An 18,284-nucleotide genomic window follows, 5' to 3' on the forward strand; every position below is an offset into this window, starting at 1 on the left:
TGACCTTTGTTGACCAATATATATTACACTCGCCCATTACTTATTGTCAATAATGGTCAGAAACATTTTGGCTCCTTATTCTTCCTTTTTTTATCCTAAGACAGGAATTTCCAGCCCTATGCCCCTCACAAATTTCTTGACTTTTATAATTTTCATGTATAATCGTTCCATGATTCAAAGTATTCCTACTTCCATTTTATTATAAGAAAGAGGTGGCTGTATGGATCATATTTTGAATGAAGAGTTTTTTTTGGTCAAAAAAGAAAAAGGAGTTCGAAAGAACATCTTATGCCATATGAGGCTGCTTTCTGAAAGGGAAACTCCTTTAGCTCTTGCCCTTCATGAAAAGATCGCTCAGGAGATTGGCGATGAAAACATTTTCTGCGCAGTTCACACAATAGAAGAGAGTATAAGGGGAGAAGGATTCGTTATTGGAATTTTTTCTGGAAACCGCCTGGTGGCCATGCGCGCTGTTTCCTATGAAGGAAAATATATGGAAGAAGCCCTCGCAGACCTGCGATTGCCGTTGGCAGAAAAAGAACATGCGGCGGTAATGGATTTTTGCATCACTGAAAAAAACTTTCGCGGCAACTATATTCAGCATTTTACTTTTCTTAAGGCAGAAGGGATCCTCTATCCCGAACGCTATCACCTCCATTGCACTATTTCTCCTCTTAACGTTTTCAGCCTTAGGAATGTTCTTCGGTCCGGCTTCCACATTGTGGATCTCAAAGAAAAGTATGGAGGATATCTACGCTTCATTCTTCACAAAAACCTCAAAAACGCTCCCTGCATCTATACCCACGACCACATTGAGGTTCCTATAGAAGATTATGAAAGCCATCTGGCCCTGCTCTCAATGGGCTATTGCGGATATGCCGTGAAGGGCGCTCATTCCGGCTTTTCCATTATGTATGGGACAAAGGTGGCTCAACATCTTCCATTGCATGCCGTGAGCGGTGGGAGACCCATTTTTCACCTCACGCAGAAGGGGAAACCGCATCGTGGCAAAATTCTGCCCTGGGACCGCTATTTCCCCAATAAACAATAGGGGGAAGGGCGAAAATGCTCCTTCCCCCTATATTCACTCTCTCTTTATGGCAGCGGCGTACCGGTTGCGACAAACTTTTTCAAATCATCAAGAAAAACCCCTTCTAGCCCCAGACGGGCGAGAGTTCTTCCTTCTGCCCGATAATCCTTTTGATGGATCAGGTTGGCAAGATCAATCATCAGGTTCATGGTGGGGGTAGGAACACCAGTAATGCGTCCAAACTCTGCCAGGGGAACCAGGCTCATTGGGACATCCTCAGAAATGTACCTGGCGAAAGGATTTTGAGGGGCTTTGATGCCTCGGTAGCCGTCCTGTTTCTGTACGGCTTCATAAATAGAATCACTGTCTGTATGGGGAGACCCGTAGACATCCTCAAGCCATTCAATACATGTCATCGTCTTTACGCCAAAAGCTTTGGCAACAGCCACACGCTCTGCGTCGATCCGCTCTAAAACGTTGCTTACACAAGGGGTGATGCCATCCATGTAATACTCAAAAAGTTCTTTGTTTTCTATTCTTGCGATGTTGAGCAAGGCGGGTGTAGGATGGAAAATAGCCCCAATATTAAGCAGACTTGTCTCAAGAACATTTTCTGCCGCGATGAACTGAGGGTAGAAAGGCTTCAGTTCCTGAAGCACTTCCTCTGTTCTCGTTGCGGGAAGAGCAGCCAAAGCCATTTCATTTTTAACCTTGAAAATAGTGACTTCGGCAGGTCCCGTTTTACGGCAGGCGTAAATGAGGGACTGAGCCTCTGCCACTACAAAATCTGCTTTGGGATTGATAACCTTCGCTCTCATATGAAACTCTATGGCTCCGGCAGTTCGACCCGGGTTCAAAACTATTTTCTGTCCCCTATCAAGATAGGGGGCCATCGTCTCTGCCAGTTCCCTGTGGGCAAAAGCCGGAGTGACCACAAGGATCATGCGGCAACCCTCTATGGCTTCCACTACATTTGTGGTTATCATGTTAAACTTAGCAAAACCGGTACGAGAAACCCCTTTAAGGGTAACGCCGCCAGCCTCTCTGATTTGCTCGATCGCCGCTGGGAATTTATCAAAAAGCTGTACGCTACATCCGCTCAGTGATAAAAAAGCCCCTATACTTAATCCGCCGTTTCCGGCTCCGAGGACAGCAACTCTATTCAAGTGGATCCACCTCACCTTTTAGATCCCGCTTTTTCTTGCGGGCATTGACCTGGAGAAAAATAATTGCTGAAAGAAGAACCAGACCGACAATATCGCCTTTCCAGCCTGGATCAATAAGGAAAATAGCCGCAACTCCCGCAACAACCCTCACAAAGAGGGAAAGGTTTCCCATAAAGTATCCTTCCAAACAGGCAGACAGGGCCATAACCCCTAAAGTTGCGGTAACAGTAGCCATTATGGCAGCCCCGACAGTGGTATCCAGAAGCAAAATGCGGGGGGACAGGGCAAAAACGAAGGGCAATATAAATGCAGATGAAGAAAGTTTAAGCCCCTGCAATGCCGTTTTAACAGAATCCGCTCTGGCAATAGCCGCAGCCAGATAGGAACTGAGAGCCACAGGAGGGGTGACAGACGCCATGCAGCCAAAATAAAAAATAAAGAGGTGAGCGGCAACAACAGGTATATTCAGCTTTACCAGAGCCGGCGCTACCATGGATCCCAAAATAATGTAGAGAGCCGTGGTAGGCATACCCATACCCATAATAAGAGAAGCGATCATGGTGAGGAATAAAGCTAAATAAAGGCTTCCTCCAGACAAAACGATAATGAAATCGGCAAACTTGAGCCCCAGCCCTGTCAATGTTACCGTTCCTACAATGAGACCTGCCACAGCACATGCCGCGATCACGCTCAGGGCACCCCTCGCCCCCAGATCCAACGCTCTCAAAAAGGACTTAAATGAAAGCCGCGTAGCCTTTCTAAAAGAGCTCGTAATAATAACGATCAGAACAGCTGTAACAGAAGCCTTTATTGGCGAGTACCCTGCTAAAAGCATGTAGACAATACTTAGGGGGGCCAGAAGTAAAAAAGCACCATCTTTGAATACTTTTGAAAAAACAGGGAGTTCACTCTTTTTCATTCCATAAAGCTTGAGCTTGGCCGCTTCCATGTCAACCATAATAAAAACAGCAACATAATACAAAATGGCTGGTATAGCTGCGTGGATAATCAACTTTCCATAAGGAACTCCTGTCATTTCTGCCATTACGAAAGCCGCGGCTCCCATAATGGGCGGCATAATCTGACCGCCCGTGGAAGCGGAAGCCTCTACTCCGCCAGCAAATTCAGGCTTATACCCTACACTTTTCATGAGTGGAATCGTAAAAGTTCCTGTTCCAGCCACATTGGCAAAAGAGCTTCCCGATATAGTTCCCATAAGGCCGCTTGCAACAACCGCAGCTTTAGCAGGGCCGCCGCGATACCGGCCGGTAATGGAAAAGGCCAGGTCAATAAAAGCCTGGGCCCCGCCGGTCTCGGTAAGAAAAGAGCCCAGAAGTATGAATATGAACACGAATGTAGCCGTTACATAAATAGCTACCCCATATATTCCTTCACTTGTCAAGAACATATGCTCTATAATTCGCGCTACTTCATATTGCCTGTGGCCAAGGGTCCCGGGAATAAGGTGCCCAAAAAAAGCATAGAGAAGGAAGCTCACTGCAACAATGACAAGAGGCCAACCCATAGTTCGGCGGGTTGCCTCCAGTACTATAAAGATCATAATGGCTCCTATGATAATATCTCTTGTTGCGGGATCCCCCATTCGAAAAACGATATTCATGTAGTCTAAGGTAAGATAGACACCCACTCCCAGTGAAAAAAGGATTGCCCCAATATCCCATAGGGGAATTTTGTCTTTCTGTTTGCTCGTTGCCGGGAAAATAAAGAATGTCAAAGCAAGGGCAAAGGCCAGGTGTATGGCTCTATGCTGAAACTGAGGAAGCATATGCACTCCGGACGAATACATATGATATAAAGACATGCATATGGCCAAAATGCTGCAAATTCGTGCGGAAATACCTGTCAAGTTCCTCTTTCTTTCAAATTTTTCGTTGAGCTCTTTAAGTTTTTCTTCAGGAGTAAGCTCTTCCTGTTTTTTTCTCTTGAAAAACATCGGACTCACCTCGTCTTAAGTACTGAAAATACGATATTTTTTCGACCAATACGTCCATGCGCTCCATATCGTCAAAATATAGCTTCAAATCAATTTCCCGCCGGCCGCCATCTAAAAGCAGGCGTGGTTCAGCTATATAGCTAATCCTGAAAGGAACTAGATCCAGAGGTATATTGAGCCCTTGAATAACCATATAACCATTTTCAAAATGAACCGTCTGGTCACATGTGGAAGGAACACCCCATCCCAGATCCTGAAGCCTTGTTTCCACCACCAGTATGCTGCCGCTCCCGTCAACCCTGTAAAATTCATATACAGGTGTCAAATGAACTGAATGCCGAATACAGGTGGCGAAGGAATAACCAGCCAGTATTTTCTGTCGATACAATATCTGATCTGTTTTGTAATTTTTTACACTCAAAACAAGTACGGGAGAGAAGAAGAGAAAATACAAAATCACTACTGCACCTGAAAAAAAGAGACTTGCTAAAACCCTCTTTCTCATTTTTACCGTCCTCAATTAAGAAGAGAGGGGTACAAGGGCATACCCCTCTCTTCTAATCGTTTTTTCGCTTATTTAACAACCCACTTGCTTACATCTACGCCTTTTTCTTCATAATATTTTGCGGCACCGGCATGAAGAGGAATAGACATAGCGCTTAGCGCAGTTTCAAAACTGATCATTTTACCCTGAACGTGAGAGTCTGCAACGACATCAAGATGGTCGAAGAAAGCCTTTGTTATCTGATAGATAGTGTCTTCAGGAAGGTCTTCGCGAGCGACAAACAGTGCGGGGCTTGCTACAGCCGCTACATCTTCATCAACACCGCGGTACGTTCCTGCAGGGATATTGATCATTGCGAGATAGGAGCGCTCTTTCAAAAATTCATTCATTATGTCTGCATCAAGGGTAAGAAGCTGGATGTCAAGGGTTGTGGAAGCATCGACAACCGCTGATGTGGGAATGCCTGAGCCTATTACCGCACAATCGATAAGGCGGTCTTTCAGGGCTGTAATGGCTTCGCCAAAGTTGAGGAACTGAGGAGAGAATTTATCGTAATCCAGTCCGTGAGCCTCAAGAACCATTTTTGCCGTCCGTTCTGTTCCGCTTCCAGGAGCCCCAACAGCAACCTTCTTGCCGGCAAGATCCTTGGCGGTTTTCAGATTAGACCCCTTTAATACGACAAACTGGAAAATTTCAGGATAAAGGCAGGCGATGCCACGAATATTCTCCACAGGCTCATTTTCAAATGGGGGCTGGCCGCTGTATCCTCCAAAACTGGTGTTTGAAGCACCCATCATAAGCTCTACCTTGCCTTCGCGGATCATTTTCAAATTCGCCACGGAAGCGCCGGTTGATTCTGCTGTAACCTCGATGCCAGGTACGTATTTTGTGATGATAGATGCGATTGCCGAACCGATAGGATAATACGTCCCCGCCGTTCCTCCTGTAGCGAAAGAGTAGCGCTCTACCGCCATAGCAGATACAGAAATCCCTAAAACCAGAACGAGTGTTAGAAAAACCCCAAAACCTCTTGCATATTTTCGCATGCTTTTTCCCCCTCCATTAGAGTATGGATTAATAAACTCCTAAAATTACAGAGACAAAACCCTTGGCCTTCGATTGACCAACGGAACTTTGAGCAGTTTTTTCCACCTATAGGGACTTATCTATCTTTTGATATTTATGGATATCAAAGATTTTAAAAGTGATATATTGAATTTCAGAATATACTCACTATAATTTTAAGGGGAGAGAATGTCAACTGAGGATACAGAGAATGTGTAAATGTATACATTATGCCTTCTAGAAAGGAGGGACAGAATGCACAATAGAAAACAGGATGTTTCTATAGAAAAAAAAAGCAGTGAAAAAGACCTCTTTGAACATATGAGAGAAACGAGCCTGAAGTTGCCCTCACAACAAAAAAACGTTTGCGATTATATCCTCGCCCATTACCAACAAGCAGCCTTTATGAAAGCGGAAGAAGTAGCCCTAGCCACAAAAACAAGTAATGCCACTGTGATACGGACTGCGGGAAGCCTCGGTTTTAAAAGCTATACGGAGATGAAAGAAGAGATTCAGCATGTTCTTACCTCTACAACTCCGCCTCCTCTCGATCGTTTGCGGAAAAACATAGCTGGAGACTCCGGTTTAAACGTTCTCGATCACGTTATTAAAGAAAATATTCAAAGCTTACAGACACTCTACAGTCAGCATTTGGCCGAAAGTTTTCCTCGAGCAATCCAAATCCTTAAAAATGCTTCCAGAATCTACATTCTTGGACTTCGTTCAACTCGGGGGCTCGCGGTGTACCTTCACGCCCTTTTGCACCAACTGTTTAAAGATATTTATCTTGCCGACGGTTCCGGGTCAGACAATCTTTTTGATGAACTTTATGACATGACTGAAGATGACGTATTTATCGCCTTAATGGCCGGGAGTCCCCACTATACGAAACGAACTATCAATGCCGTAAAATATGTCCGCAGCCGCTCAATACCCGTTATATTGATAACTAACAATCTTTCGAATGTCGCGGCACCGTTGGCTTCTGCCGTGCTACTCGCCCCGCAGAACATGAATCACTACTCTACAGTAACGCTCCTAACCATTATCGATGCCCTGGTATTCCAGCTGGGACAGCTTAAAGCAGACGACGCAAGGCCTAAACTTGAGCAATTAGGCGGCCTTTTAGTAAAAAATGATATTTCTGTATAGAGGACAGATGAGGGAAACGACCCTCTGAGAAGAGGCCTTTTCCCTCGCTGCTCACGGTTGGACAGAAAAAAATTTGCCGTTTTTCATCTCATACGTTGAAAATTTATGCGCCATGCCATCCCTTGCCTCAAGAAACACTTCTTCTATATCCCTTCTGCACGAGAAGAGGAGGATCTGCCCTCTTGACGCTACATCAAGAACAACCCTGGCCGCTCCAATCTGGCGCCTCTCATCAAAGCGAACAAAAACATCATCGAGTATGAGGGGAAGGGGTTCCATTCTCTTTCCATAAAGCTCTGCCAGGGCCAGACGGATAGAAAGATATACCTGGTCAGCGAGGCCACTGCTCCAGACATCTTCCTTTTTGCGAAGGAACCCCGACTTTTCTTCAAGCTCTACTGAAAAACCCCCCTCTTCCGATGCTGTAGAGATAAGGGAGTACCGTCCTTCTGTCATAAGTTCAAGGAAATCCCCCGCCTTTTTAAAGACTTCAGGTTGTCGCTCCTGTTCATGTTTTTGACGGGTCTGCTCGAGAACGCAGCGGCATGCCACCACGGCGAGCCATTCCTTAAGTGCGAGCCTTAGCTCTTCTTCCAGCTTTTCCCGTTCTAAAAACAATGCGCTTAATTCCTTGTCTTTTTCCAGTTCATCAATGCGGGTTTTCAAATGACCGCGCTCTTCATTCAGCTCCTCCAGTTGCTGGGAAAGAAGCTGCTCCTGCTCTTTACTCTCACCTATGAGGATTTGCGACTCAGCCGGTGTTCTTTTAGGGAGCTCCTCCAAAACTTTTGTGAGATTTTCGTTTCCGCCAGCTATGGCAAGAAGAGAGAGCCTGTGGTTTTCAATGATCTTTTTCAGGTCGTTACAACGCTGCCATCTCTCACCCAGCTCTAAAAAAGACGGCTCATCGTGAACCTTCGCCTGCTCAAACAATTCCTTTTTTAGCGTTCTGCTTTCATTCCATGCCTTATGGGCTCTTTCGTATATCTCCTCGTTCCGTTTTTTCTCTCGTTGGATCATGGTTATCTGATTCCACTGCGCCTCTGCTTCTTCAAGGCGGGATGTGAGAATATCGATAGGAGAGACGAGGCTAAGTTTGTCCCATGAGCCCAAAGACAGTGAGCGGAAAAGAGAATGGATTTCCTCCTCCTTAGCTGATATATACTCCTGAGAAGAGGAGAGCTGCTTTTCCATATCCCTTATCTGAGCAAGCTGGCCGCGAAGCTGTTTGACCAGGCTTTCAAATTCTGTCCAATGTTCTACTTTCAATGAAGCGGAAAATCCTTTCTCCTCTACAAAGCTTTTCCACTCTGCATCAGTTTGATCTAAAAGCTTTTTTATACTGTTGAGGGAGCTTTCGCAATCTTCGAGTTTCCTTTGGCGGCGACCCAGTTCTTCCTCGGCATCCCTTTGGGACAGAAGAGCCTGGTCGTACTTACGAATGCCGTCAATACAGTCGTCGATATGCATTTCCGCTTTCTCCAGCTCAAGATAATCCTTCGGGCATTCTATCGCCAAACCTTCCACTGCATGGCTAAGCTCTTCCTCTGTTTCTGCAAGATTTTTTCTTAGGCGGCAAAGAAGCTCTTCTTTTTCATTGAAGAACTTCCTTTTCTGGAAAAAATCCACGATTATAAAACCTAAGCCTGCAGCTATGGCTGTTACCCCTGTCTTCAAAAAGAACATGTCTCCTGTCCTGTAGCCCGCTCCCAAAAAAGCTAAACCTAAAGTTCCTGCTGCTGCCCCTCCCCACTGCAGCTCTTTTTTCTGCCGGAAAAGGTCAAGATTCATTTCATTTTCTTTTATCTGATTTTGAATCTGATGCCAACGGGTGAAAAATTGGCGTAACGATCCGCACTTCTCTCTCAATGTCTGAACTGACAGTGGGGAGACATTTCGTTCCATCTTCTCAACACGTTCTTTTCGCATTTTAAGCATGGATCTTGCTTCGTCTCTTGCTTTTCGGGCCTGTTCACAAGTTTCATTACGTATAACATGCTGATTGCGAAAATCTTCTTTCTGCTTTTCTAAATCCCCTGCTTTTTGGGAAACGCCAAAAGACAAATCAAGGGATTCCAGGTCATCAATAGTCCATGACTGATGGATTTCCCGTACCTCGCGGTCAAGACGCTGTTTCATCGACAGGATATCTAAACTGAGATTCTGAATGATTTCTTCTTCTTTTTCGATGCGATTTCGATTCTGAGCCAGTGCCCGAATGGCGCCTTTCTGTTCAAGGACCTTCTGAATAGAGGGGATATGAAAGGCCTGAAGCTGCTTTTCTAAGTTTCGGCATTGGAAGACCAGTTCCTCAAGTTCTCTTTTTCTAGCCTCTTCTTCCTCATGAATTTTTTTGAATCGCTGAAGGCCTTCGTCTGGAAAAAAGAGAACTTCACCAATCTCTTCGAGCTTTCTCTGTGCTTCCGTCATTTCCACCCAGGGAGACCTGGCCTTTTCAACCCACTCCATCAAGGAAAGATCGTAACGGAGGGCTTCTAAGTTTTTTCGCGCCGATTCTATCTGATGACCCGTCTTTTCCAATTCTTCTTTCTTTTGCAGATACTCGTCTTTTTGTTGCTGGAGAAGTTTTATTTGTTCTTTTGTCTCCTGTATTTTTTTTAGGAAAACATTGATCTCCGCTGATGACCTGGCCCCTCCCTGAATTCTGTAAAGGGCCTTTTCCTGATTGGCAAGGGAAACAAGGAATGTGGGAAGAGATGCTGTACCCAGTCCGGCGCCTGCAGAAAAAAAACGACTTTGTATTCCCTGATCATTGAGAGGACGTATCTTTTGCATATCCTCGAGACCTACGGCAAAGATACGTTCATACATTTCCCGATCCACATATCCCAGAAGATCCTCAAGGCTGGTTCCATTCCGCGCACCTGAAAAAGTTGAGTTCCTGCCGTTCATGACCAGGCTAAACCGTTCGCCCTTGAGGGATTCAATAATTAAACTTCCCTTTTGCTTTCCTCCGTGGGGAGGGGCATATAGATTGCGGTTGGAACGTCCGTCAGGGCACCCAAAGAGGCTATATCGCAAAAAGCTCATCAGGGTTGTCTTACCGCTCTCATTATCTCCAAGGATAAGAGACAGACCTGCAGGAAAATGTCCTTCCATGTTCTCGAGGAGACCAAAACTACGGATTTTGAACTCTATGAAACGCATGGGTCATTCTCCCCCTTAAGCAGCCCGTCCAATCCCTTTATAGCGGCCTTTTCAAGAATTTGAGCAATGTCTTCCCTTTCCAGGGTTTGCAGGTAGGGCTCCAGGTCGCCCCGCCTCCATCTCCCATTCCCCAAGCCCTCATCCATAAAGGCAAAAAGTGTTTCATTGTCCCGTATTTGAGATCGGACGGTATCAATCTCCCTGAGAAAATCCCCCACAAAGGTCTGGGTCTTCCGAAGGTTCTCTATGGAATAATCAGGGCGGGTTTTATTCTGTATGGCCTCAATCCATACAAAGTCGGACAAGGCCTCTTCCTCCCTATTGAGTTCCCCTATCAAGGTTTCCATGAATCCATCCCGGCCTAATCGCCTATAAAGACTCGTATTTCCCGTCAATGTCACCCGAAGCATAATGCCCCTGCCCTCCGCTTCCTTGCGGTATTTTCCCCTAAGGTTTTCGATGGCATCCATGAGAACCTGCTCTTCCTCCACAGAGGAAATATCAAGGGTTTCTTCCCACCAGCGAATTTTATCTGTAGGATGGAAAATCGGAGAGATGGAGCCCTGTGCCGATACCGTCACAAGGTAGCATCCGCGAGGGCCCGTTTCCCTCACGCTCCTCCCCTGAATTGTTCCCGGGTAGACCACTAGCGGATTTTCACATGATAGAATCATGGGGCTATGGATATGCCCCAAAGCCCAGTAATCCACAGAAGAATCCCGAAGATCTTCAATAGAACATGGGGCATAATTCTCATGGCCCTCCATGCCTCCTACATTGCAGTGAAGAAGGGCGACATTAAATCCCTTCCTGCTTTCAAGGGCTTTTGCCATTTGAATGGCGACATTGCCCCTTTCATCCCCAGTGGGGTAACTATATCCTGCTATGTGGCCGATAAGGGTATCATTTTTTCCGTATAAGGGACAAACCTCTACCTCGCCCTTAAATTGGAAAACCCTCTCCGGGAGACTTAATTTTGCCCGATCTCCAGAAAGGGGGTCGTGGTTCCCATGAACCATATACACGAATATTCCAGCCTGGCTTAAACGAAGAAGCTGCCGCCTAAGGGCAAGCTGGGCGCTGAGGCTTCTATCAGCGCTATCATACAAATCTCCGGAAAGGAGCACAAAATCCACTCGCTCCCGCAGTGCCAGGTCAACTACTCTTTCAAAGGATTTAAAGACCGCATCCTGCAGCATGCCCGCAATTGCCGGCGAATAAGAACGTACCCCCCGAAAAGGACTGTCCAGGTGCAGGTCTGCACAGTGAAGAAACGCAAAATCCCGCTGAAGGCCCATTCCACTGCCCTCCTTCTTCTGTTAGACTTTTATTTATGATGACAACAATATTTCTAGGAAAGGGACTTGTTTATATTATTTTCATTCTCGTCTATCTTGGCATGATCGTCGGACGATTTCCAACATTGGCTCTCGACCGAACCGGCATCGTGCTGCTTGGAACCATTATATTGCTTATTGCGAGTCCTTTCCCTACAGAGATTCTTTTCCAGGCTGTGGATACCTCCACAATAATGCTTCTTTTTGGCTTTATGATTATTTCCGCTCAATTACGGCTAGGGGGGTTTTACACAATAATAACCCAAAGGGCAGCAAACCTCGACGGTTCCCCTCAAAAGCTTTTGGCCGTGGTTATTATCGTCTCAGGCGCTCTTTCCGCCCTTCTTTCCAATGACATCATATGCCTTGCCATGACCCCTGTCTTAGGCGAAGTCTGCATCAAGAAGGGGCTAAATCCTCTTCCTTTCTTACTCTCCCTGGCCTGTGCCGCAAATATAGGATCGGCACTGACCCTTATCGGCAATCCTCAAAACATGCTTATCGGTCAAAGCCTTCTTCTTCCCTTTGGACCCTATATGCTTTTCGCCCTCATACCAGTGGTTGTATCTCTTTTCGTTCTCTGGAGCATAGTCTGTTTTCTGTATAGACAACATTGGCATGAAACCCTTCCTCTGCCGCAGAAGGTGGACCTTCCTTTCCTGGGCTGGCAGACTGCAAAGGGGATTTTTGTTCTGTCTGTTGTGGTCGTCCTTTTTCTTTTCGCCCCTCTGCCCCGTGACCTGGTGGCGCTAGGTGCCGCGGCTATTCTGTTAACAAGCCGTACCATGGCCTCTCGCAAGGCCCTTAACCTTGTAGACTGGCAACTGATCGTTCTGTTCATCGGTCTCTTTATTATAAACGGTGCTTTCGCAAAAAGTGGAGGACTCGCAGCCATAGAAAAGGGCCTGCACATGGCAGGGATCTCCCTCCAGCACGGAAGCTGGCTTTTCTGGATATCGGCCATCCTTTCCAATGTGGTTTCTAATGTCCCCGCTGTCATGCTGCTTCTTCCGCTCTCAAAGATCCCCCTGGCAGGACCGATCCTGGCATTAAGCAGCACCTTCGCAGGAAATCTCATCGTCGTAGGGAGTATCGCCAACATTATTGTGATCAATGGGGCCAGGGATCTGGGACTCGCTATTTCATGGAGGGACCACGCTCGTATTGGCATCCCTGTTACTTTAACATCTCTTCTTATTTCATGGATTTGGATTTTTGCTGGTGGCCCCCTATGGTAACAATTTGTTTGGGAACAGTTGCTCCTTCCCGCAACTCCATAGGTAAAGATGTTATTGCCAGGCAGCTGCGGGAAGAGGGGTATTGCCTTATAGATCTAGGGGGAAACATCACTGTCCAAACCCTGGAAGAAGCCTTTTCTCGAAAAACCTTTAGCCTTCTAGCCCTCTCCTGTCCTGAAGAGGAATGTTTACATGAGCTGAATTTTCTTATATCCTGGGCCGTTAAACGATCTGTTCCCGTCCTTATAGGCGGAACGGCTGTTAATGTTCATGACGTCGCAGCCTTGCGTTCCGCGTTGAAGGCCCCTTTTCTCTATTACAGCCACAATGTCTCCGATCTTATGCCCGTTGTTCAAAAAGCGCTGAAGCTTGAGCCCCCGGCCATGCCCCTCCAGGGCGAAGGAAAACCCTTCTTTCTTTTCGGGGAAGAAAAGGCTCTCGCTGAAGAGATGGGGCTATGGATCTTAGAAGGAAACAGGGACCATGTGGTTATTCATGAAAGAACCCGACAGTGGTGCGGCGAGTGCCCTGGCAACATAAACCGCACATGTCCTCTGAGCAGCGGCTATTTTGTCCAGAGATCCATGCAAGAAAGCCGGCTCTTTGTAGAAAAATTCCGCCGTCTGTTTCTTATCGGCCTTCCAGCGCTGAAAAGAGAAGAACGAGAAGTGGAAAGAAAGGGGAGAATAGCCATATGGCTGGCCATGAAAAAGCTTGAAGGTGCTTTTTCAAAACGTTTTTCACAGGCTGTCTTGTTCAAACTGCCCATTCAGTGTCCTCTCTGCCCGCCTGAGGACTGCATCATGCCCCTGGCCAGATGCCGCCGGCCCCAGGATCAGTTTCCCATGCACGAAGAATATAATATAGACATGATGGAAACGGCCCGCGTTATTGCCGGGGACAGAAGATCAATGGAGATGTATGCCCTTCTTCTGGCCGATCCTTTTCCAAAGGAAGAAGTAAACCAGGACAGATGCCCCGAAAGCAAAGAGAGAAAAGCCCCTGAACGCCCATGAAATTCCTGCCAAGGCTGATGCATATCCAATATAGACCGGCAGGAGGGTCCAGCTGATATCCATGGAGAAATACACCATGGATGATGCCCTCCCTCTGAATCGCTCAGGAATCATATCTCCAATAAGGGCAAGATGAGTGGGGTATCCGTACCCCACTGCAGCGCCGTAGAGGAAACCAAAGAAGGCGATCATGAAATTCGAAGTGGCAAAGGAAGCGCCAAAAAGGGCCAGTCCCATGGCCCCAAAGGATGGAGCTGCTATGACTGTTCGCGGTACTCTCTCATAAAGCCCCCTGCCAAAGAGCCTGATAATGATCGCTCCGATGGAAATAGCCACCATGTAAACTGATGGGTTGAGACCTCTGCCAATGGCAAGACTTGATACATAGGCAATGGACGCATCCGTAAGTCCCAGGAAAACACAGGAAATCAGAAGAAATTTTATGGGCGTTTCCTTGAAAAGAGCCGCATAAGAAGTTTTTTGAGTTTTGTTCGAAGAAAAATCCTGCTGGACAGGGGGGAGAAGAAAGGCCATGGACATTGCCCAAAGGGATGCCGCGGAAGCCATGAGCAGATAGGGAAGGTCCCAGCCCCGGTTAATAAAAAGTTCAGCCAGAGGAATAATGGTAAAAGCTGTCATTACCCCCCCAATACTTGTAATAGCAAAGGCAGAACCTCGTATTCGCTCTGGAATGACAAGGGATTGGTAGGTTGTTGTGGAGACTACAAAAACACTGAAACCGCCTCCCATAAAAAGACGAATAGTATAGAGGATTCCAGGTGTATGGTCGGTAAAAGCCAACAAAAGGGCGGAAACAACGCAGATACTCGAGGCCCCAACCATGGTTCTCCGTATTCCGAAACGATCTATAAACCACCCCGCAGTGGGACGGCATAGTGTAGCGGCAAGATAAAAAGCGCTGATGATCCAGCCAATGCGCTGTGGCTCCAGACCGGCCTTTTTCAAAAAAGGCGGCAGCATGAAAAAAGTATGAGAATAAGAAAAAATAGCAAAGTAGGTAAGGAGTATAAGAATAATCCGCTTTCTCCACGATGCGAGCTCCGATCCACAGAACAATTAAATCGCCCCCTTGATGTATTCACATTAAGACCCTCCGCATTCTTTGTAAAGCCCCTTCTGCGAAGAATGTTGCCAATAGGCTATAATATCTGAGTTGACCCATAGGGGGGGAATAAAAAGTGAAGGGACCTGAACGGAGAAAGAGAATTTCTAACATTCTCAATACAAGTCAATCAGCAGTGAAGGGAAACGAGCTTGCGGAAACCTTCAATGTGAGCCGGCAGGTGATTGTTCAGGATATAGCCCTGTTGCGGGCAGAAGGGCATAACATTATAGCAACGCCCCAAGGATATATGATGCTTTCACCACACCAACCCTCCTCACTAAGATCAATTATGTGCAATCATACTGGAATCAAAGAGATGAAAGAAGAACTTGATATTATGGTGGATAATGGAGCCACTGTTATTGATGTCATGGTAGAACATCCCGTATATGGCGAGATAATAGGCAACCTTATGCTCCGAAACCATGAGGACGTGGAAGAGTTCATTGAAAAGGTTATTCAGACAAAGGCGGAACCTTTATCAATCCTGACAAGAGGCGCCCATTTTCACACATTGGAAGTACCTAATGATGCAACGTTTCAAAAGATAATCGCGGCTTTAAAGAAAAAAGGGTACTTGATGGATTGAGTTAAAACCTATATACTCCTTTACAAGTGACAAGACACTTGTAAAGGAGTTGTTCCATGTTGAGCAATAAAAATCTTCGTTCCTACGCTATCAATGTTTTTAATGGAATGGCACTGGGTTTGTTTGCTTCTCTCATTATCGGGCTTATCCTCAAGCAGTTAGGCGCTTTTCTTTCTATTCCCATTCTTGAGCACTTCGGTAAAATAGCACAACTTCTTATGGCTCCGGCTATAGGGGCGGGCGTCGCTCTTAGCGTCAAATCACCGCCATTGGGGGTATTTGCTGCCTCAATTGCTGCAGCAATAGGGGCCGGATCTATCAACTTTACAGACAACGGGGCTATTCTAACTATAGGAGAACCCATGGGAGCCTTGGTGGGGAGCCTTGTGGGAGCAGAAGTCACCAAGCTCATCGCTGGGAAAACGAAGGTGGATATCGTTCTTGTCCCCGCCGCAACAATCCTCGCCGGGGGGCTGGCGGGATATTTGACCGGGCCATGGATTGCTCAGGGAATGAATTTTTTGGGAGCCCTCATCAACACGGCAACGCGCCTCCATCCATTTCCTATGGGAATTCTGGTTTCTGTACTCATGGGCATTATTCTTACCCTTCCCATTAGCAGTGCCGCTCTCGCCATAGCCCTGGGGCTCAACGGCCTTGCCGCCGGAGCTGCCACTGTAGGCTGCTGCTGTCAGATGATTGGATTTGCCGCCCAGAGCTACAAGGATAATGGTGTGGGAGGACTTATCTCCCAGGGGCTAGGTACATCCATGATTCAAATTCCCAACATTATCCGCAATCCATGGATATGGGTTCCTCCCACCCTTGCTTCCGCCATTCTCGGACCAGTAGCCACTATGGTCTTTAAGATGGAAAACAATAAGGAGGGCGCGGGAATGGGAACAAGCGGACTGGTCGGACAATTTGGAACCATAGCAACCATGGGAGGCTCCGGATGGGTGGGAATCGTGATCCTTCACTTTCTACTCCCTGCTCTCCTCAGCACTCTTTTTTGTCTTATTCTGCTGAAGGTTAAAAAGATCCGCCCCAGCGACATGAGGTTATAAAGAACACATACAAGGGGATTCCATCTACCAGGGGGATCCCCTTTTTTATAAAATATATTCAAACCGCAAAAAGATTACCCCCCCTTCACATACCTTTTAATTTCATGTATTATTTTTAATAATTTATCATTTTCTTAAAAGAGCAATATTCTTCCTTTCAGGAGTGTGATCCTTTGCCCAATTATACAAATAGCAACCTCTCCACAGAAATGAGAGGGAACATCTTGCGTCGCTCTCTATGGATACTGCCTATTCTCCTGGCAACGATATGGCTCATGGGGCGCTTCTATTCTATGGAAATCGCCCAAGAGCAGGAGCTGCTCGAGAGTCTGGAATACCAAAGCAGCCTCTCACGCCTTGAAATTGCTCGCCAACGCATGGATACCGTCCTTAGCGATCTGTTCTTTTTAAACCACGTAGCAAGCTATGTATGGGTTGACGGCGTATTATCACCTCATGAGCAAGGATATATTGAAAATTTTTTTCGCTCTTTCATCGAAAACAAGGTCTATTATGACCAAATCCGCATTATCGACATGTTTGGACAGGAGTTCATCCATATTGAAAAAAGGGATGGAAGCTCTGTCATTGTGCCTCCGCATAAAAGGGATAAAAGTTCAGAGGAACATTGCTTCAATCACTCTATCAAACTGGAAAGAAACCAGGTGTACCTCTCTCCTCTTAATCCTCATCTGAACTATGAAGAGATGGAAGGTTCCTTAAAGCCCCTGCTCCATATAGCAACTCCTATTTTTGCAGGAAACAATACTAAGATCGGTGTTTTGATCATCAACTATCTGGCTCGTGATCTGTTAGATACCCTTTATTCCTCTTCTGCCATGGGAAATATTATGCTCCTCAACAAAGACGGTTTCTGGCTGGAAAGTTCGAACCAGGAAATAGAAAAAGAGATACAGACTCAAGAGAACCAAACCAGGAATTTCTTTACCCTTTACCCCGAGGAAGCAAAAACGATTTACTCCCAGAAACAGGGGCAGGTCAAATCATCAGATGGTCTTTTTACCTTTGTCACCATAGGCCCCCTTGACTCCATGGCTCTTACACAGGAAGCCCGTGATTATGAATGGAAGATTGTTTCAATGATCCCTGCTTCTATGCTGGAATGGCGTGAAGAGGCCATAAAAAACCGCTTCAGAACCCTTTTAGGCATTGTCGTTCTGATTCTCTCTGTTGCGATCTTTCTTTTTATAGTTGAATACGAACGCCGGCAAAAAATACATGTTCACTTAAAAGAGAAGACCCTTGAGCTCGAAAGGGTCAACATGGCCCTTAACGCCATGGTTAAAAAAACAGAACGGGATGCCATGATAGATCCACTGACAGAACTTTGGAACCGCCGGTATATGATTAAGCGCCTTCACGAGGAGGATGCCCGCATTCAGCATACCCAAGGGAGCGCCTCCATCGCCGTCATTGACCTTGGCAATTTTAAAAAGATCAATGATACCTATGGTCATGCCAGAGGGGACAGAGCCCTTGTGCAAATAGCCGCTATACTCAGAGAAGGGTTACGGCAGACAGATTACGTAGCCCGCACAGGGGGAGACGAATTTCTCATCTATTTTGCAGATCTTTCCTTAACAAAGGCAAAAAAGATTATGGAACGTCTCTATAACCGCATTATGCAGCATAGGTTTGCCGGGGCAAATTCACCTATTTTCGCTGATTATGGTATCGCCCATTGTCCTTCTGACGCAGACAGCCTTGAAGAAACCGTCAAAGTAGCAGATTCGAGGATGTACGCGTTCAAGGTCAACCGAAAGAAACATACGGCCGACACCGGAAAATAGTTGCATATGCAACGAATATCTTCTATACTAATCTCTCGTTTTATAAACATGGAGGGATGA

14 protein-coding genes are annotated in these 18,284 nt (G+C 46.3%); 7 read left to right on the forward strand and 7 right to left on the reverse strand.

Annotated elements, in window-relative coordinates; all coding sequences use genetic code 11:
- Positions 1 to 220 precede the first annotated feature (220 nt).
- Positions 221 to 1,051 carry a hypothetical protein gene (locus BUC50_RS03510; protein ID WP_273311925.1) on the forward strand — a complete coding sequence of 277 codons (831 nt, stop codon included), beginning with the start codon at positions 221 to 223 and terminating at the stop codon, positions 1,049 to 1,051.
- A 44-nt stretch (positions 1,052 to 1,095) separates the two neighbouring features.
- On the opposite strand, the gene BUC50_RS03515 is transcribed toward BUC50_RS03510, so the two are convergent.
- The 4 genes from BUC50_RS03515 to BUC50_RS03530 all read right to left on the reverse strand — a co-directional run bounded on the left by BUC50_RS03515 (position 1,096) and on the right by BUC50_RS03530 (position 5,701).
- Entirely contained in the window at positions 1,096 to 2,196 is a 1,101-nt protein-coding gene (locus BUC50_RS03515; protein ID WP_273311927.1) for an NAD/NADP-dependent octopine/nopaline dehydrogenase family protein, read from the reverse strand.
- Positions 2,189 to 4,150: a TRAP transporter permease gene (locus tag BUC50_RS03520; RefSeq protein ID WP_041459392.1), complete on the reverse strand. Its 1,962-nt coding sequence runs from the start codon at positions 4,148 to 4,150 to the stop codon at positions 2,189 to 2,191. The genes BUC50_RS03515 and BUC50_RS03520 overlap by 8 nt, the downstream gene beginning before the upstream one ends.
- Positions 4,110 to 4,655 carry a DUF1850 domain-containing protein gene (locus BUC50_RS03525; protein ID WP_013049180.1) on the reverse strand — a complete coding sequence of 182 codons (546 nt, stop codon included), beginning with the start codon at positions 4,653 to 4,655 and terminating at the stop codon, positions 4,110 to 4,112. Before BUC50_RS03525 ends, BUC50_RS03520 begins: the two co-directional genes overlap by 41 nt.
- A gap of 68 nt (positions 4,656 to 4,723) precedes the next feature.
- The gene (locus tag BUC50_RS03530; RefSeq protein WP_286677145.1) at positions 4,724 to 5,701 is read right to left on the reverse strand and encodes a TAXI family TRAP transporter solute-binding subunit; all 978 of its coding nucleotides are present in this window, start codon (positions 5,699 to 5,701) and stop codon (positions 4,724 to 4,726) included.
- A gap of 274 nt (positions 5,702 to 5,975) precedes the next feature.
- Here BUC50_RS03530 and BUC50_RS03535 point away from each other — a divergent pair, with 274 nt between their 5' ends.
- Positions 5,976 to 6,872, forward strand: coding sequence for a MurR/RpiR family transcriptional regulator (locus BUC50_RS03535; protein ID WP_286677146.1), 897 nt, complete (start codon positions 5,976 to 5,978; stop codon positions 6,870 to 6,872).
- Between the two features lie 51 nt (positions 6,873 to 6,923).
- Here BUC50_RS03535 and BUC50_RS03540 read toward each other — a convergent pair whose 3' ends face one another.
- Together BUC50_RS03540 and BUC50_RS03545 are read right to left on the reverse strand one after the other, a co-directional pair.
- Positions 6,924 to 10,040: an ATP-binding protein gene (locus BUC50_RS03540; protein ID WP_273311931.1), complete on the reverse strand. Its 3,117-nt coding sequence runs from the start codon at positions 10,038 to 10,040 to the stop codon at positions 6,924 to 6,926.
- Positions 10,028 to 11,338, reverse strand: coding sequence for a metallophosphoesterase family protein (locus BUC50_RS03545; protein WP_286677147.1), 1,311 nt, complete (start codon positions 11,336 to 11,338; stop codon positions 10,028 to 10,030). Before BUC50_RS03545 ends, BUC50_RS03540 begins: the two co-directional genes overlap by 13 nt.
- A 35-nt stretch (positions 11,339 to 11,373) precedes the next feature.
- Here BUC50_RS03545 and BUC50_RS03550 point away from each other — a divergent pair, with 35 nt between their 5' ends.
- The gene (locus BUC50_RS03550) at positions 11,374 to 12,615 is read left to right on the forward strand and encodes an ArsB/NhaD family transporter (protein WP_286677148.1); all 1,242 of its coding nucleotides are present in this window, start codon (positions 11,374 to 11,376) and stop codon (positions 12,613 to 12,615) included.
- Complete coding sequence (locus BUC50_RS03555) at positions 12,609 to 13,631, forward strand: DUF2284 domain-containing protein (RefSeq protein ID WP_273015694.1); 1,023 nt, start codon at positions 12,609 to 12,611, stop codon at positions 13,629 to 13,631. Before BUC50_RS03550 ends, BUC50_RS03555 begins: the two co-directional genes overlap by 7 nt.
- Here BUC50_RS03555 and BUC50_RS03560 read toward each other — a convergent pair.
- Entirely contained in the window at positions 13,524 to 14,708 is a 1,185-nt protein-coding gene (locus BUC50_RS03560; protein WP_273015693.1) for an MFS transporter, read from the reverse strand. The two genes, BUC50_RS03555 and BUC50_RS03560, sit on opposite strands and share 108 nt — an antisense overlap.
- Positions 14,709 to 14,830: 122 nt before the next feature.
- Here BUC50_RS03560 and BUC50_RS03565 point away from each other — a divergent pair, with 122 nt between their 5' ends.
- The 3 genes from BUC50_RS03565 (at position 14,831) to BUC50_RS03575 (ending at position 18,224) form a co-directional block, all read left to right on the forward strand.
- Positions 14,831 to 15,346 (forward strand): transcription repressor NadR, encoded by a 516-nt coding sequence (locus tag BUC50_RS03565; RefSeq protein ID WP_013049188.1) that lies wholly within the window; start codon positions 14,831 to 14,833, stop codon positions 15,344 to 15,346.
- A 56-nt stretch (positions 15,347 to 15,402) separates the two neighbouring features.
- Positions 15,403 to 16,413, forward strand: a complete 1,011-nt coding sequence (locus BUC50_RS03570; RefSeq protein ID WP_286677149.1) for a PTS sugar transporter subunit IIC — start codon at positions 15,403 to 15,405, stop codon at positions 16,411 to 16,413.
- Between the two features lie 173 nt (positions 16,414 to 16,586).
- Positions 16,587 to 18,224, forward strand: a complete 1,638-nt coding sequence (locus BUC50_RS03575) for a sensor domain-containing diguanylate cyclase (protein WP_273015691.1) — start codon at positions 16,587 to 16,589, stop codon at positions 18,222 to 18,224.
- Positions 18,225 to 18,284 lie beyond the last annotated feature (60 nt).

Source organism: Aminobacterium sp. EBM-42, from assembly GCF_001896635.1.
Taxonomy (GTDB): Bacteria; Synergistota; Synergistia; order Synergistales; family Aminobacteriaceae; genus Aminobacterium; species Aminobacterium colombiense.

Bases quoted from the DNA above. Each gene is read 5' to 3' on its own strand.
- BUC50_RS03510 (WP_273311925.1), top strand. From the start codon at position 221: ATGGATCATATTTTGAATGAAGAGTTTTTTTTGGTCAAAAAAGAAAAA.
- BUC50_RS03520 (WP_041459392.1), bottom strand. From the start codon at position 4,150: ATGTTTTTCAAGAGAAAAAAACAGGAAGAGCTTACTCCTGAAGAAAAA.
- BUC50_RS03525 (WP_013049180.1), bottom strand. From the start codon at position 4,655: ATGAGAAAGAGGGTTTTAGCAAGTCTCTTTTTTTCAGGTGCAGTAGTG.
- BUC50_RS03530 (WP_286677145.1), bottom strand. From the start codon at position 5,701: ATGCGAAAATATGCAAGAGGTTTTGGGGTTTTTCTAACACTCGTTCTG.
- BUC50_RS03535 (WP_286677146.1), top strand. From the start codon at position 5,976: ATGCACAATAGAAAACAGGATGTTTCTATAGAAAAAAAAAGCAGTGAA.
- BUC50_RS03540 (WP_273311931.1), bottom strand. From the start codon at position 10,040: ATGCGTTTCATAGAGTTCAAAATCCGTAGTTTTGGTCTCCTCGAGAAC.
- BUC50_RS03545 (WP_286677147.1), bottom strand. From the start codon at position 11,338: ATGGGCCTTCAGCGGGATTTTGCGTTTCTTCACTGTGCAGACCTGCAC.
- BUC50_RS03550 (WP_286677148.1), top strand. From the start codon at position 11,374: ATGATGACAACAATATTTCTAGGAAAGGGACTTGTTTATATTATTTTC.
- BUC50_RS03555 (WP_273015694.1), top strand. From the start codon at position 12,609: ATGGTAACAATTTGTTTGGGAACAGTTGCTCCTTCCCGCAACTCCATA.
- BUC50_RS03570 (WP_286677149.1), top strand. From the start codon at position 15,403: ATGTTGAGCAATAAAAATCTTCGTTCCTACGCTATCAATGTTTTTAAT.